General features: G+C 70.5%; 12 protein-coding genes and 1 pseudogene. 6 read left to right on the top strand and 7 right to left on the bottom strand.

What is annotated here, in order from left to right; genetic code table 11:
• Positions 1 to 25 precede the first annotated feature (25 nt).
• The 3 genes from tilS to dacB form a co-directional block, all read right to left on the bottom strand.
• Positions 26 to 1,102, bottom strand: a complete 1,077-nt coding sequence (gene tilS, locus ACIBLA_RS07630; RefSeq protein ID WP_363241883.1) for a tRNA lysidine(34) synthetase TilS — start codon at positions 1,100 to 1,102, stop codon at positions 26 to 28.
• Positions 1,103 to 1,385: 283 nt separating this feature from the next.
• Positions 1,386 to 2,516: a zinc-dependent metalloprotease gene (locus tag ACIBLA_RS07625; protein ID WP_363241882.1), complete on the bottom strand. Its 1,131-nt coding sequence runs from the start codon at positions 2,514 to 2,516 to the stop codon at positions 1,386 to 1,388.
• A 128-nt stretch (positions 2,517 to 2,644) separates the two neighbouring features.
• The gene (gene dacB, locus ACIBLA_RS07620) at positions 2,645 to 4,135 is read right to left on the bottom strand and encodes a D-alanyl-D-alanine carboxypeptidase/D-alanyl-D-alanine-endopeptidase (protein WP_399198051.1); all 1,491 of its coding nucleotides are present in this window, start codon (positions 4,133 to 4,135) and stop codon (positions 2,645 to 2,647) included.
• A 193-nt stretch (positions 4,136 to 4,328) separates the two neighbouring features.
• Between dacB and ACIBLA_RS07615 the strand changes: the two genes are divergently transcribed.
• A complete protein-coding gene (locus ACIBLA_RS07615) occupies positions 4,329 to 4,823 on the top strand; it encodes an inorganic diphosphatase (protein ID WP_003968257.1) in 495 nt (164 codons plus the stop codon).
• A 203-nt stretch (positions 4,824 to 5,026) separates the two neighbouring features.
• Positions 5,027 to 6,694: a threonine/serine exporter family protein gene (locus ACIBLA_RS07610; protein WP_363241912.1), complete on the top strand. Its 1,668-nt coding sequence runs from the start codon at positions 5,027 to 5,029 to the stop codon at positions 6,692 to 6,694.
• A gap of 59 nt (positions 6,695 to 6,753) precedes the next feature.
• Here the strand turns inward: ACIBLA_RS07610 and ACIBLA_RS07605 are convergent, their stop codons facing one another.
• Positions 6,754 to 7,578, bottom strand: coding sequence for a DedA family protein (locus tag ACIBLA_RS07605; protein ID WP_363241880.1), 825 nt, complete (start codon positions 7,576 to 7,578; stop codon positions 6,754 to 6,756).
• A gap of 269 nt (positions 7,579 to 7,847) precedes the next feature.
• On the opposite strand from ACIBLA_RS07605, the gene ACIBLA_RS07600 reads away from it, so the two are divergent.
• The 3 genes from ACIBLA_RS07600 (at position 7,848) to ACIBLA_RS07590 (ending at position 11,332) form a co-directional block, all read left to right on the top strand.
• The gene (locus ACIBLA_RS07600; RefSeq protein ID WP_363241879.1) at positions 7,848 to 9,122 is read left to right on the top strand and encodes an ion channel protein; all 1,275 of its coding nucleotides are present in this window, start codon (positions 7,848 to 7,850) and stop codon (positions 9,120 to 9,122) included.
• Positions 9,123 to 9,226: 104 nt separating this feature from the next.
• A complete protein-coding gene (wrbA, locus tag ACIBLA_RS07595) occupies positions 9,227 to 9,844 on the top strand; it encodes an NAD(P)H:quinone oxidoreductase (protein WP_363241878.1) in 618 nt (205 codons plus the stop codon).
• A 69-nt stretch (positions 9,845 to 9,913) separates the two neighbouring features.
• Positions 9,914 to 11,332 (top strand): glutamate decarboxylase, encoded by a 1,419-nt coding sequence (locus tag ACIBLA_RS07590; RefSeq protein ID WP_363241911.1) that lies wholly within the window; start codon positions 9,914 to 9,916, stop codon positions 11,330 to 11,332.
• 107 nt (positions 11,333 to 11,439) lie between these two features.
• On the opposite strand, the gene ACIBLA_RS07585 is transcribed toward ACIBLA_RS07590, so the two are convergent.
• From ACIBLA_RS07585 to ACIBLA_RS07575, 3 genes are all read right to left on the bottom strand, one after another.
• The gene (locus ACIBLA_RS07585; RefSeq protein ID WP_363241877.1) at positions 11,440 to 12,228 is read right to left on the bottom strand and encodes an ABC transporter permease; all 789 of its coding nucleotides are present in this window, start codon (positions 12,226 to 12,228) and stop codon (positions 11,440 to 11,442) included.
• Positions 12,225 to 13,142 carry an ATP-binding cassette domain-containing protein gene (locus tag ACIBLA_RS07580; RefSeq protein WP_363241910.1) on the bottom strand — a complete coding sequence of 306 codons (918 nt, stop codon included), beginning with the start codon at positions 13,140 to 13,142 and terminating at the stop codon, positions 12,225 to 12,227. Before ACIBLA_RS07580 ends, ACIBLA_RS07585 begins: the two co-directional genes overlap by 4 nt.
• Before the next feature lie 159 nt (positions 13,143 to 13,301).
• Positions 13,302 to 13,943, bottom strand: a complete 642-nt coding sequence (locus ACIBLA_RS07575) for a PadR family transcriptional regulator (RefSeq protein WP_363241876.1) — start codon at positions 13,941 to 13,943, stop codon at positions 13,302 to 13,304.
• A 40-nt stretch (positions 13,944 to 13,983) separates the two neighbouring features.
• Between ACIBLA_RS07575 and ACIBLA_RS07570 the strand changes: the two are divergent.
• Positions 13,984 to 14,445: pseudogene (locus ACIBLA_RS07570) on the top strand (hypothetical protein); the annotation flags it as partial.
• Positions 14,446 to 14,449 lie beyond the last annotated feature (4 nt).

Raw genomic sequence — 14,449 nt, 5'->3', positions numbered from 1 at the left:
GACACAGCCGTCGTGCTTCAGCGCTTCAGCCCTGCCGGATGACCAGTCTGCCACCCTGCCGTTGGGCCTCGACGCGGCCCGGCAGATTGATGGCTCCCTGCCCTCGCCAGCCCGTGATCAGGCGGTCGATCTCCTCGATGTGCCGGGCGAAGAGCGACCCGGCGGGTGCCCCGGCGACCACGGCGGCCCGGCGCAGCACGCGGCGCCGTACGGCGGGCGGCAGGGCGTACAACTTGGCGCATTCCAGCTGTCCGGCGTCGTCCCGTACGGCGGACTCGACGTCGGCCGCCCAGGCGTCGAGGGCGTCGGCGTCGTCGCGGGAGAGCTGTGCCGTACGGGCCAGGGCCTCGACGACGCCCTTGCCGAGCGCCTTCTCCAGGGCGGGCAGGCCCTCGTGGCGCAGGCGCGAGCGGGTGTACGCGGGGTCGGCGTTGTGCGGGTCGTCCCAGACCGGGATCGACTGGACCAGGCAGGCCTTGCGGGCGGTCTGCCGGTCGAGTTGGAGGAACGGGCGGCGGTAGCGTCCGGTGGCGCCGGAGACGGGGGCCATCCCGGAGAGCGAGCGGGTGCCGGAGCCCCGGGCGAGGCCGAGCAGGACGGTCTCGGCCTGGTCGTCCCTGGTGTGGCCGAGCAGGACGGCGGCGGCACCGTGGCGCTCGGCGGCGGCGTCGAGGGCGGCGTAGCGCGCGTCGCGGGCCGCGGCCTCGGGGCCTCCGTCGCGGCCGACGGTCACGGCGACGGACTCGACGGGGTCGAGCCGCATGGCGGCGAGCCGGGAGACGACTTCGGCGGCACGGAGATCGGATCCGGCCTGGAGGCCGTGGTCAACGGTGACGGCGCCCGCGCGGACAGAGAGCTTGCGGGCCTCGAAGGCGAGGGCGGAGGCGAGGGCCATGGAGTCGGCGCCTCCGGAGCAGGCGACCAGGACCAGCGGCCGGCTGTCGGTCGGGGGCGGTGCGGCGGCGCGGTCGGCAGCGGCTGCCGGGGTGGGCCGGGAGCGCTCGGTGTCGGAGCTCGCGCGTTCGGAGCATTCGGTGATGATGTCGTGGAGTACGCGGCGGACCGCCAGGCGTATCGCCGCGACCGCAGGATGGGGACCCATGTCCGGTGCCCTTCGTGGTATTTGGGGGGTGCCTCGGTCGGAGTAGGGACGGGATTCAGTCACACAGAGTGCGTCAATGGTGACAGAACCGGGCCGTTCTCCGAGCATTGCACGCCTACCCAGCGCCCACGGTCCCTCGGATGGGTGATGCTGGCCCATTCCGGTGGACACCTGTGCACGTTGACATCCGGCACGGGCCTCGCGGCACCCTCTCAGGAGTCTCAGGGGTCTCAGGAGTCCTGGGAACCCTACGAACCCTGAGAGTCCTGGGGCCCTGGGAGTCCTACGACTCGGCCTTGCGGTGCACCCGTGCGATCCAGTCCGCCGGCTTGGCGATCTCCCCCTTCGTGGGAAGGGTGTTGGGGGAGGTCCAGACGCGGTTGAAGCCGTCCATGCCGACCTCGTCCACCACGGCTCGTACGAAACGCTCCCCGTCCCGGTACTGCCGCAGCTTCGCGTCCAGGCCCAGCAGTTTGCGCAGCGCCTGGTCGAGCCGGCTGGCGCCCTTGGCCCTGCGCTGCTGGAACTTCTCGCGGATCTCCGCCACCGAGGGCACGACCTGCGGCCCGACGCCGTCCATCACGTAGTCGGCGTGGCCTTCGAGCAGCGACATGACGGCGGTGAGGCGGCCGAGGATCTCCTTCTGGCCGGGGGTCTGCACCAGTTCGACCAGGCTGCGGCCGTCGTCCTCCTCCTCGCCCTCGGGACGGCTGCCGGTGAGCGACTGGGCCGCTTCACGCAGGCGTTCCACGACGGTCGAGGGGTCGACTTCGGTCTCCTCCAGGAATGACTGGATCTCACCCTCAAGGTGGTCACGGAGCCACGGCACACCGGTGAACTGGGTGCGGTGGGTCTCCTCGTGCAGGCAGACCCAGAGTCTGAAGTCGTGCGGGTCGACCTGGAGTTCGCGCTCGACGTGCACGATGTTCGGCGCGACGAGCAGCAGTCGGCCGCCGCCTCCGTCGCTCGAAGGGAGGTCACGGCTCGGCGGCGCGAACGTCTCGTACTGGCCGAGGACGCGGGAGGACAGGAACGACAGCAGCATGCCCAGCTCGACGCCGGTCACCTTGCCGCCCACGGCGCCGAGGACGGCGCCGCCCGCCGTGCCCGAGCGGCGGTCCTGCATCTTGTCGAGGAGCGGCTTGAGCAGTTCGCGGAAGCCCGCGACGTTCGCCTTGATCCAGCCCGCCCGGTCCACGACCAGGACCGGGGTGTCCGGTGGCTCATGGCCTTCCGGGATCATCCGCGTGTAGGCGCGCACATGCTCCTCGGCCGCCTTGGCGTGCCGCCGCAGCTCGGCGACGATCTCGCGGGCCTCGTCCCGGCTCACTTCCGGTCCCGGCCGCGCGAGGCGGGTCGCGGTTGCCACCGCGAGATTCCAGTCCACCATCTCGGCCCCACCGATGCTCGTCATGCGTCAACCGTACGTGCTCGGGCCGGAAGGCGGCGGGGTGTCGGCCGGGCTGTCGCTGTCCCGGCCGGTCCGCGCCGGCGCCGGTGCGGGCGTCCCGTGCCGCTGTCCGGGCGCCGGGACGCGCCCGGTCAGGACGCCAGCTCCGCCGAGAGGTGGTCCAGGGCCCGTTGGGCCGTATCGGGGGCCGGGGCCTCTTCCGCCAGGAAGGCGAAGGCGAGAAGCCGTCCGCCGGGGCCGACGACCGTCCCCGCCAGGGAGTTCACGCCGGTCAGCGTGCCGGTCTTGGCGCGGATGAGGCCGCTGCCGGTGATCGCGTCGGCGTCGGCGTACCGGCCCTGGAGCGTCCCGCTGAATCCGGCCACCGGGAGGCCGGTGAGGACCGGCCGCAACTCGGGCCGGTCGGGGTCGGCCGCGCGCGCGAGCAGCGCGGTGAGGAGGCCGGAGGTGATCCTGTCGTGGCGGTTGAGACCGCTGCCGTCGCGCAGGAGCGCCCCGTCGACGGGCAGCTTCTGCTCCTTGAGTTCGTCCTGGACGGCCTGTTGGGCGCCGGTGAAGCTCGCGGGTCTGCCCGTCTTGAGGGCGGTCTGCCGGACGAGTGACTCGGCGATGTCGTTGTCGCTGTTCGTCAGCATCCGTTCGACCAGGGCGGACATGGGGCGCGAGTACGTCACGGCGAGGCGGTCAGCGTCCTTGGGCGCCTTGCCCAGGGTCGGGGGCTTCGAGGTCTTGAGGCCGCGTTCGCGCAGCAGTTCGGCGAAGACGTCGGCGGCGTCGCCCGCCGGGTCGCCGCTGCGCGGTGCCGGGCCGCCGAAGGAGTCGCGGGCGGAGTCGTCGAGGCGGCCCTGGCCCGCCATCAGGGCGGTGACCGGCGCGATGTTGTCGTTGGGGCCGATCGGGTGCTCGCGCGGTCCGGAGTAGAGGGAGACGTCGAAGCGGAGGGTGACCCGGTGGACGCCGCGGTCGCGCAGCGCCCTGGCGGTGTCCTCGGCGAGGGCGCGCAGGCCCTTGCGGTCGAGGGTGGCGTCGCCGCCGCCGACGAGGGTGATCTCGGTCGGATCCTCGTCGCCCTTGCCGTCGTCGTTCCCGCTCCCACTCCCGCCCTTGCCCTTGTCGTCGCCCTTGCCCTTGCCGTCAGCGGTGACGACGGTCGTGGGGATGCGGTGGTCGGGGCCGAGCGCGGAAAGCGTGGCGACCGCCGTGGCGATCTTGATCGTGGAGGCCGGTGTCATCGCCCGGTCGGCGCGCTCGCCGAACAACTGCTCACCCGTCGCGACGTCCACGACGGACGCCGCGGGCGCGGGGCCGAGGTCGGGAGAGCCGAGCAGCGGCCCGAGGGTGTTCCTCAGATCGGCGGGGAGATCGGCGGGGGCGGACAGGGACTCGACCGGCGCGCCGAGTTCGTCGAGCACACCGGCGGCGCTGGGCGCGGGCGCGGGTGTGCGCGCGGACTGTCCTCCGTGATGTGCGCCACCTGTACGGCCCTGGGCGGCCACCCGGTCGCGCTCGGCCTTACGCTGACCGTTGTCCCAGGGGCCGGCCATGGCCACCGCCCCGGCCGCCAGTACCAGGCCGAGCACGGCGGAACCTGCCGTGAGCTGCCACACTTTCGGCTCAAGCACGGTTGACCAGCCCCTTTCGCGATCACACAGCTGCGTGGGGGACACTTAATCACTGCGCGTTGCGACGAGCACGGTGCCCCGGCCAGCGATGGCCGATCCTGCTCGGTACCACCGGGTCGGCCCCGGTGACGCGCGGTACCACCGACCGACAGCAGCATCACCGACAGTTGTGTTGATCATGGAGGAGCCACCCGTGGAGTTCGACGTCACCATCGAGATCCCTAAGGGTTCGCGAAACAAGTACGAGGTGGACCACGAGACCGGCCGGATCCGCCTTGACCGTCGTCTCTTCACCTCGACCAGCTACCCGGCCGACTACGGCTTCGTGGAGAACACCCTGGGCGAGGACGGCGACCCGCTGGACGCGCTGGTCATCCTGGACGAGCCGACGTTCCCCGGCTGTCTCATCAAGTGCCGCGCGATCGGCATGTTCCGGATGACGGACGAGGCCGGTGGCGACGACAAGCTGCTGTGCGTCCCCGCCTCGGACCCGCGCGTGGAGCACCTGCGGGACATCCATCATGTGTCGGAATTCGACCGCCTGGAGATCCAGCACTTCTTCGAGGTCTACAAGGACCTGGAGCCCGGCAAGTCGGTCGAGGGCGCGGACTGGGTCGGCCGCGCCGAGGCGGAGGCCGAGATCGAGGCCTCGTACAAGCGCCTTGAGGCGCAGGGCGGCGCGCACTGAGCGCGTGTCCCACGGACAGGCCCTGAACGTTGCCGGGCCCTGACGGGTCGGCAGCCGGGGGGCACGAGCGGCGGGCAGCGCACCATGCGGGTGCGCTGCCCGCCGCTCGCGTGCGCCCATCCCGGCGCCCGTGTCCATACTGAACGGTGGTTGTGCGAACCGTGCCGGAGCGGCACCGACGAGAGTGAGTGAGGGCGAGATCTGTGGTGGCCGAGCGGGACGAGGCGGAGGACCGTAAGTCTCCGTCCGACGAGTCGCACAGCGCCTTCACTCCACCGGCCGGGACGGAACAGGTGCCGGCCCCCGAGGAGGACAGCCCCACCTCGGAATTCGCGATTCCGCGGGGCCTGAGCCCGGAGAGCACGCAGGAGACCGAGCGGTCCGCCTTCGACCCGCCGCGGACCTACCGCGCGCGGGAGTCGCCCCCGGCGTTCACACCGGCGCAGGGCATGCCCGTCGTGCGGCTGCCCAAGGAGGCGCCGTGGCAGGACCAGATGCGTACGCTGCTGCGGATGCCGGCCGGGGACCGGCCGGTGGTGGAGATCGTGCAGCGGCACGACGAGGCCGGGCCGGCCGTGCCGCGCGTGCTCGACCTGACGCTGCGTATCGGCGAGTTGCTGCTGGCGGGCGGTGAGGGGGCCGAGGACGTCGAGGCCGCGATGTTCGCGGTCAGCCGCGCGTACGGTCTCGACCGCTGCGAGCCGAACGTCACCTTCACGCTGCTGTCGATCTCGTACCAGCCATCGCTGGTGGACGACCCGGTGTCGGCCAGTCGTACCGTACGCAGGCGGGGCACCGACTACACACGGCTGTCCGCCGTCTTCCACCTCGTCGACGACATCACCACCGAGGACACGGACGTCACCCTGGAGGAGGCGTACCGGCGGCTGGCGGAGATCAGGCGTAACCGGCATCCGTATCCGGGCTGGGCTCTGACCGGCGCGAGCGGGCTGCTGGCCGGGTCCGCGTCGGTGCTGGTCGGTGGTGATCTGGTGGTCTTCCTCGCGGCGATGATCGGCGCGATGCTCGGCGACCGGCTGGCGTGGCTGTGCGCGGGGCGCGGGATTCCGGAGTTCTACCAGTTCGTGGCCGCGGCGATGCCGCCGGCCGCGATAGGGGTGGCGCTGACCGTGGCCGGGCCCGCCATGAACTGGGAGGGCCGGCCGTCCGCCGTGATCACCGGTGGTCTGTTCGCGCTGCTGCCGGGGCGGGCTCTGGTGGCCGGCGTGCAGGACGGGCTGACCGGCTACTACATCACCGCCGCCGCGCGGCTGCTCGAAGTCATGTACTTCTTCATCGCGATCGTGATGGGGGTGCTGATCGCGCTGTATCTGGGCGTCCAGCTGGACGCCCAGCTCGACCCGGAGTCGGCTCTTCAGCCCGGCGAGGGGCGGCCGGTGCTGCAGATCTGCGCCGCCGTGGCGCTGAGTTTCGCCTTCGCGATCCTGCTCCAGCAGGAACGATCCACCGTGCTGATGGTGGCCCTGAACGGGGGCGTGGCCTGGACCGTCTACGGGGCGATGCATGACACCGGCGGGATCTCGCCGGTGGCGGCGACCGCGGTCGCCGCCGGAGTGGTGGGGCTCTTCGGGCAACTGTTCTCGCGGTACCAGTTCGCGTCGGCGCTGCCGTACGTCACCGCCGCGATCGGGCCGCTGCTGCCCGGCTCGGCGACGTACTTCGGTCTGCTCGGTCTCGCGCAGAACCATGTGGACGACGGGCTGGCCTCGCTGTCCAAGGCCGCGGCGCTGGCCTTGGCGATCGCCATCGGGGTGAATTTCGGCGGCGAGATCTCCCGGCTGTTCCTGCAAGTGCCGGGTACGGGACGCGGGGCGAGCCGCCGCGCGGCCAAGCGGACGCGCGGCTTCTGATCCGGCGGTGCGGGCGGTGTGGCTGATGCGCCTGATTCGTTGACCGGGGAGCCGGGCCGTCAGCGCCTGGCGTGGCGCCCGCGCGGCGGGGACTCCGGGTCGTCCGGCGCACCGTACGACTGGGAGACGGGGGCGCCGTACTCGTCGCGCGTGACCCGGAGCTGCTGGGTCTGGAAGTCCTGCGGCACCTGGCTGTGGTCGCCCGGAGGCCCATATCCCGCGGGCCTTGCCGGCTCCGCCGACTCGCCCGCCGCAGCGGCCTTCTTGGACTTGGAACGCGCCCGCATGAACTCGATCACGATCGGCAGCACGGAGAGCAGCACGATCAGGATCAGGATCATCTCGATGTTCTTGTGTACGAACTCGATCTTGCCCAGCGCCGCACCGAGCAGCGTGACGCCCGCACCCCAGAGCACGCCGCCGATAATGTTGAACGTGACGAACGACCGGTAGTTCATCCGGCTGACGCCCGCGATGATCGGCGTGAACGTCCGCACGATCGGCACGAAGCGGGCCAGCACCAACGACTTGGGACCGTACTTCTCGAAGAACTCGTGGGCCTTCTCCACGTTCTCCTGTTTGAAGAACTTGGAGTCGGGACGCTTGAACAGCGCGGGGCCGACCTTGCGGCCGAAGAGATAGCCGACCTGGTCACCGATGATCGCCGCCAGCACGATCAGGACACAGACCAGCCACAGCGGCCTGTCCAGCGTGCCGGAGGTCACCAGCAGCCCAGTGGTGAACAGCAGCGAGTCGCCCGGCAGGAAGAAGCCGATGAGCAGGCCTGATTCGGCGAACACGATGACCAGGACACCGATCAGACCGAAGGTCCCGATCAGATAGTCCGGGTCGAGCCAGCTCGGTCCGAGCGCAAGGGTTTCCACGAGGTCCGGGCTCCTGAGTCGATAGTCGGTCGATCGTCGAAATCGGCCGTCGCTGCATCAGCGTCGTCCAGCCGCCATCAGCGGTTGTCGGCTGCCCAAAGCTATCAACGCTCCGCCCCTGGCTGAGGTTCCACCCGGTCCGCAGAGATTGCGATCGGCACGGCCCGGTGACGAAGCGCGCTTTTCATCCCCGGCCCCGTCCCCGGCCCTCGGCGAGCGATCCCTCCAACGAGGACGCTTTGCGGCATTTGTGCCATTACGGTATGCGCGTGGCCACTGACGCTCCGTCCGCCCCTCCGGCCCCTTCGGGGCGTACGCTCCTCCCGCTGATCCTTCCCTCCCTGCTTGTCGGTGTGGTCGCGAGCCTCGTCCTGCTCGGGATCAGCGAGCTCGCCGATCTGCTCAAGGACGTGCTCTGGCAGACACTCCCCGACGCTCTCGGCATCGGCGCCCACTCCTCCCTCTGGATGATCGTGATGCTCACGGCGACCGGGCTCGCGGTGGGCCTCGTCGTCTGGCAGGTGTACGGGCACGCGGGACCCGACCCCGCCACGACCGGGCTCGTCGACCCCCCACTGCCGCCAGGCATCGTGCCCGGTCTGCTGTTGGCCGCCGTGCTGGCACTGGCGGGCGGGGTGAGCCTCGGACCGGAGAACCCGATCACCGCGGCCAACATCGCGCTCACCTACTGGCTCGGTCGCAAAGCCGCTCCCGAGGCCCCGGCCGCGATCTGGGTCCCGCTGGCCGCCGCCGGCACGATCGGGGCGCTGTTCGGCACCCCCGTGGCCGCCGCGCTGGTCCTGACGGAGACGCTCGCCGGCCGACCGGGGCCGGGCTCGCTCTGGGACAAGCTCTTCGGGCCACTGGTGGCCGCCGGAGCCGCGGGGCTGATGACCGTGCTGATCTCGCAGCCGACCTTCAACTTGTCCCTGCCCCCCTATCCCGGCACCCACTGGGGTGACCTCCTGGCCGCAATCGTGATCGCGCCGGCCGCCGCAGCTCTGGGACTGGCCGGTGTGTACGCCTTCCCGTACGTCCACACCGCCTTCCGGCGCCTGGGGCACCCCGTGCTCGCCCTGACCCTCGGCGGACTGCTGCTCGGCCTCCTCGGGGCGCTCGGCGGATATCTCACCCTCTTCAAGGGCCTGGACGAGGCCAGGACTCTGGCCGCCGACCCGGACGGCTGGTCGGCCGGGTCGTTCGCACAGATGGCCGTGGTGAAGGCGGTCGCGCTGGTGATCGCCGCGGCGTGCGGCTTCCGCGGCGGGCGGATCTTCCCGTCCGTCTTCATCGGTGTCGCGCTCGGACTCTGCGCCCACGCGCTCGTGCCCTCCGTGAACCCGACCCTGGGGGTCGTCTGCGCCGTGCTCGGGATGCTGCTCGCCATCACCCGGCACGGCTGGCTGAGCCTGTTCACCGCGGCCGTACTCGCCGCCGATCCGAACATCCTCCCCCTGCTGTGCGTGGCCATCCTGCCCGCCTGGCTGCTGGTGACCGGTCGCCCGCGGATGCAGGTCGGCGCGGACGGCAAGGCCCTGCGGTGACAGCCCGGGGCCAAACGGACGCCCGGCGAGCCGACGGCCCGTTTTGTCCGTATCGTCTCGCCTGACGTCCCCGCCGCCGCACCCTGACGACCGAGGTAGCCACCATGCCCACGTCCGTGAACGTCGCCGTGATCTACTACTCCGCCACCGGCACCCTCACCACCATGGCCAAGGCCATCGCCAAGGACGCGGAGGCGGCGGGAGCGGCCGTACGGCTCCGCAAGGTCGCCGAGCTCGCCCCGCAGGTGGCGATCGACACCAATCCGGCCTGGGCCGCCAACATCGAGGCGACCGCCGACATCGGTGAGGCCACGCCCGACGACATGCGCTGGGCGGACGCCGTGATCTTCGGCTCCCCCACCCGCTACGGCAATGTCTCGGCGCAGCTCAAGCAGTTCCTCGACACCCTCGGCGGCCTCTGGCAGGAGGGGCGGCTCGCCGACAAGGTCTACAGCGGCTTCACGGCGTCGGCGACGCTGCACGGTGGTCAGGAGACGACGCTGCTCGCCCTCTACAACACGATCCACCACTTCGGCGGGATCCTCGTGGCGCCCGGCTACACGGACGAGTCGAAGTACGTCGACGGCAATCCGTACGGCACGTCGCACGTCTCGGGACAGGGCGACCTCCCGGTGAACGAACAGACGCTGACCGCCGCCCGCGTCCAGGCCGAGCGGGTCGTGAAATTCACCCGCGCCATCAAGGCCGGTCTCGGCAACTGACCAGCGCGACCACGGGAGACAGGGAAACCGATGGCACTGCAACACGGTAGGCAGCGCGCCGAGGGCAACATGCGGGGCCCGGCGGACGATCCGGCGGAGGACCACGCCGAGCGGCGGCGGCTGTCGCTCAACCCCTTCTTCGGGGAGGCCGACCCGACCGGCGACATGGAGTCCGCCCCGCCCACGCACCGGCTGCCCGACGGCCCCATGCCCCCGTCCACGGCCTACCAGCTGGTCCATGACGAACTGATGCTGGACGGCAACTCCCGGCTCAATCTGGCAACTTTCGTCACCACCTGGATGGAGCGGCAGGCCGGTGTGCTGATGGCGGAGTGCCGGGACAAGAACATGATCGACAAGGACGAGTACCCGCGGACCGCCGAGTTGGAGCGGCGGTGCGTCACGATGCTCGCCGATCTCTGGAACGCCCCCGACCCGTCCGCCGCCGTCGGCTGCTCGACCACCGGCTCCAGCGAGGCATGCATGCTCGCCGGGCTCGCGCTCAAGCGCCGCTGGACGGCGAAGCACCGGGACCGTTATCCGGGGAGTGCGAAGCCCAATCTCGTCATGGGTGTCAACGTCCAGGTCTGCTGGGAGAAGTTCTGCAACTTCTGGGAGGTCGAGGCCCGCCTCCTTCCCATGGAGGGCGACCGCTTCCATCTCGACCCGCAGGGCGCCGCCGATCTCTGCGACGAGAACACCATCGGGGTCGTGGCCATCCTCGGCTCCACCTTCGACGGTTCGTACGAACCCGTCGCCGAGCTGTGCGCGGCCCTCGACTCCCTCCAGGAGCGCACCGGTCTGGACATCCCCGTCCATGTCGACGGCGCGTCCGGCGCGATGGTCGCGCCGTTCCTCGACGAGGACCTCGTCTGGGACTTCCGGCTCCCGCGTGTCTCCTCGATCAACACCTCCGGGCACAAATACGGCCTGGTCTACCCGGGCGTCGGCTGGGCGCTGTGGCGCACGTCGGCCGAACTGCCCGAGGAACTGGTCTTCCGCGTCAACTACCTGGGCGGGGAAATGCCCACCTTCGCGCTGAACTTCTCGCGGCCCGGCGCACAAGTCGTCGCCCAGTACTACACGTTCCTGCGGCTGGGCAGGGACGGCTACCGCGCCGTCCAGCAGACCGCGCGGGACGTGGCCTGCGGGCTGGCCGAGCAGATCGGGGCGATCGACGACTTCCGGCTGCTCACACGGGGCGACGAACTGCCCGTCTTCGCCTTCACCACCGCGCCCCACGTCACGAACTTCGACGTCTTCGACGTCTCGCGGCGGCTGCGGGAGCACGGCTGGCTCATGCCCGCCTACACCTTCCCGGCCAACCGCGAGGATCTGTCCGTCCTGCGCGTGGTGTGCCGCAACGGATTCTCGGCCGACCTCGCCGCGCTGCTGCTCGCCGATCTGCGGCTGCTGCTGCCGGAACTGCGGCGCCAGCCACACCCCTTGGGCCGGGACAAGTCGGCGGCGACCGCCTTCCACCATTGACCGGCGCGTGGACGTGGAGATCACGCGCATGAATGGCCCCGAACCCCGCCAAGGTTCCGCCCCCCCCGGCGACCGGTGGCGTCCGCACGCCACCGATCGCCCGAAGATCAGTGGCTGAGCCTGCGGAAGCGCCCCACGGCGAGCGGGAAGAACAGCGCGATCAGCATCACCGGCCACACCACCGCCAGCAGATGCGCGTGCTCCGCCGCCCACGAACCGCTCAACTGCCCCGGAACGCCCGCCAGATCACGTACCGCGGTTGCCGTCGCCGACAGCGGGTTCCACTCGACCGCGGTCCCCAGCCAGCCCGGCATGGACTGCGGTGTCGCGAAGGCGTTGGAGAAGAAACCGATCGGCCAGACCAGGATCTGCACCGCCTGCACCATCTCCGGCTTCCCGGCCACCATCGCCAGCTGGATGCCCAGCCACAGCATCGCGAAGCGCAGCAGCAACAACAGCCCCACCGCCCCCAGCAGCGCCGCGAATCCGCCGTGCCAGCGCCAGCCGAGCGCGTAACCGACCCCGATCATCACCACCAGGCTCAGCGCCGACTGCATCATGTCCGCGACGCTCCGGCCCACCAGCACCGCCGAGGAGGCCATCGGCATGGAGCGGAACCGGTCGATGACCCCCTTGCCCAGATCCTGGGTGACGGCCAGCATGGTGGACTCCAGCCCGAAGACCATGGTCAGCGCGAGCATTCCGGGGACGAGGAAGCCGATGTACTCACCCTCGATGCCGCGCCCCGCCCCCATCAGGTAGCCGAACATCAGCAGCAGCATCACCGGGAAGACCAGCCCGACGACCACCTGGACCGGCTGCCGCTGCCAGTGGGCCAGTTCACGGCGCGTCATCGTCCAGCTGTCGGTGAGCACCCAGGCGTTCGTCGTACTCATACGGCCTCCTTCGTACGGTGCGTCAGCCGCAGGAAAGCCTCGTCCAGCGTCGGTCTGCGCACCGCGACGTCCTCCGCCTCGATCCCGGCCGCCTCCAGATCCCGTACGGCCCTGCTCAGCGCCGCCATCCGGTCCACGGCGGGCACGCTGACCAGCCGGCGGTCCTCGTCCACCGTCGCCTCGTCCCCGAACAACCGTGCCACTGTGGTCAGTTGACCCGGGTCGCGCACGACCACATCGATCCGGTCGCCGCCGACCTCCGCCTTCAGCTGGTCCGCCGTCCCCTCGGCGATCACGCGTCCGCTGTCGACGACCGAGATCCGGTCCGCCAACTGGTCGGCCTCCTCCAGATACTGGGTGGTCAGCAGTACGGTCGTGCCCGCGCCGGCCAGTGAGCGCACGGCGGACCACACCTCGGCCCGCCCGCGCGGGTCGAGCCCCGTCGTCGGCTCGTCCAGGAAGAGCACCGCCGGATCGGTGATCAGCGAGGCCGCCAGGTCGAGGCGGCGCCGCATGCCCCCGCTGTACTGCTTGATCGCCTTGCGTCCCGTGTCGGCGAGCCCGAAGCGCTCCAGCAGTTCGCCGGCGCGCGACGCGGCCCGCCGGGCGCCCAGGTGGTGGAGCCGCCCGAACATGTCCAGGTTCTGCCGCCCGCTCAGTTCTTCGTCCACGGCCGCGTGCTGTCCGAGCAGTCCGATCCGCCGGCGCACCTCCTGCGCCTCCGTACGGAGGTCGTGCCCCGCGACCCGCGCCACTCCCTCGTCGTGCCGCAGCAGCGTGGCCAGCACCCGTACGGCCGTCGTCTTGCCCGCTCCGTTCGGGCCGAGAACCCCGTGCACGGTGCCGCGCGCCACCACCAGGTCGAGCCCGTCCAGGGCGGGCTTCTCGCCGTATCGCTTGCGTACGCCTTCCATGACGATCGCGTCCGTCGCGTCAGTCAATGCCTTCGCCTCCCAGCCCCTCCGCCACGTAGTCAAATTTGACTACAAGCCCGAAAAGGTAGCTCAGGAGATTGAATTAATCAAACTTGATTAGAGAGAGTGTCCCACCGCGTCAGCCGTCGCCCGCCACCGTCAGTCGTCGTCACCCTCGGCGGGGGTGCCCGTCGCGTACGGGTTCTCCTCACCCTCGGCGAGCACTCCGACGAACGGGTCGCCCTCACCCGCGAAGACATGGGCGCCGGCCTCGATGCGCTCGATGAAACCGCGCGTCCACTCCACCCCGGAGTCGGCCTGACTGATCCACATGTTCATGATCTCGCCGATGTGCCCGAGCTGTTCCGGGCCGTCCTCGGGCGTGTAGTGCTCGGTCACGGCCGCCCGCCAGCCCTCGATCGCACGCACGCGCTCCCTCAGCAGCTCGACAGCCTCGGCGCGCGGCAGGTCGACGATGAAGCCCACACCGGCCGACAGCACGTCCATCTTCTGGTCGTAGGCGACCAGGGACTCGCGCAGCAGCCGGAAGTACTCCGCGGTCCCCGCCTCCGTCAGCTCGTACTCGGTGCGCGGCGGACCGCCCGCCGTGCTCGGCGCGACCTCGTGCGCCAGCAGTTCGCCATGCTTCGCCATCTGCTTCAGCGCGTGGTAGATCGAGCCGGGCTTGGCGTTCGACCACTCGTGCGCGCCCCAGAACTCCAGGTCGTTGCGGATCTGATAGCCGTGCGCGCGGCCGTGCTGGCGCACGGCACCGAGCACCAGAAGCCGGATCGCTGACATCGCCGTACCCTTCTATTCAACTTTGACTAGACTACTCGGCCTGACAGAGAAGACCATCCCGCTCCTCCCGTGTCAGACCATCCAACCCGTAGTCGACTTCTACTCGGCACTCGGCTTCGAGATCACCTTCCTACAGAAGAGCCCTTACCCCTACGCGGTCGTCGAGCGCGGGAATGTGGAACTGCAGTTCTTCGCGATGAAGGCGTACGAGCCCACCGGGTCGATCAGCGGCTGCCAGGTGCTGACCGACGACGTCGACACGATGTACGGCGCGTTCCGGTCGGGGCTGAAAGCCGGGGCGAGCGACGGCGGCCTCGGTAAGGAGGGCGCGTCGCCGACCGCCGTGCAGCTCTACCGGCTGCTCGTGCTGCGCGGCGATGTCGCGCAGCGTCTGAACGACATCGAGGAGGCACGCGGCTTCCTCGGGCGGGCCGCCGCCGTCGAGTTGACGGAGGCGGAGCGCACCGAGGTGAGCGACGACGTGCGAAGGGCCGCGGAACTGCTGG

Origin of the sequence: Streptomyces sp. NPDC050433 (genome assembly GCF_044458565.1) — a bacterium.
Taxonomy (GTDB): domain Bacteria; phylum Actinomycetota; class Actinomycetes; order Streptomycetales; family Streptomycetaceae; genus Streptomyces.
Note: the sequence above shows the minus strand (reverse complement) of the source record. Positions and strands in the feature narration are given on the sequence as shown.

Excerpts from the sequence above, each read along its gene's own strand:
- tilS (WP_363241883.1), bottom strand. The coding sequence starts at position 1,102 with ATGGGTCCCCATCCTGCGGTCGCGGCGATACGCCTGGCGGTCCGCCGC.
- ACIBLA_RS07625 (WP_363241882.1), bottom strand. The coding sequence starts at position 2,516 with ATGACGAGCATCGGTGGGGCCGAGATGGTGGACTGGAATCTCGCGGTG.
- wrbA (WP_363241878.1), top strand. The coding sequence starts at position 9,227 with ATGCCCACGTCCGTGAACGTCGCCGTGATCTACTACTCCGCCACCGGC.
- ACIBLA_RS07590 (WP_363241911.1), top strand. The coding sequence starts at position 9,914 with ATGCGGGGCCCGGCGGACGATCCGGCGGAGGACCACGCCGAGCGGCGG.
- ACIBLA_RS07585 (WP_363241877.1), bottom strand. The coding sequence starts at position 12,228 with ATGAGTACGACGAACGCCTGGGTGCTCACCGACAGCTGGACGATGACG.
- ACIBLA_RS07580 (WP_363241910.1), bottom strand. The coding sequence starts at position 13,142 with ATGGAAGGCGTACGCAAGCGATACGGCGAGAAGCCCGCCCTGGACGGG.
- ACIBLA_RS07575 (WP_363241876.1), bottom strand. The coding sequence starts at position 13,943 with ATGTCAGCGATCCGGCTTCTGGTGCTCGGTGCCGTGCGCCAGCACGGC.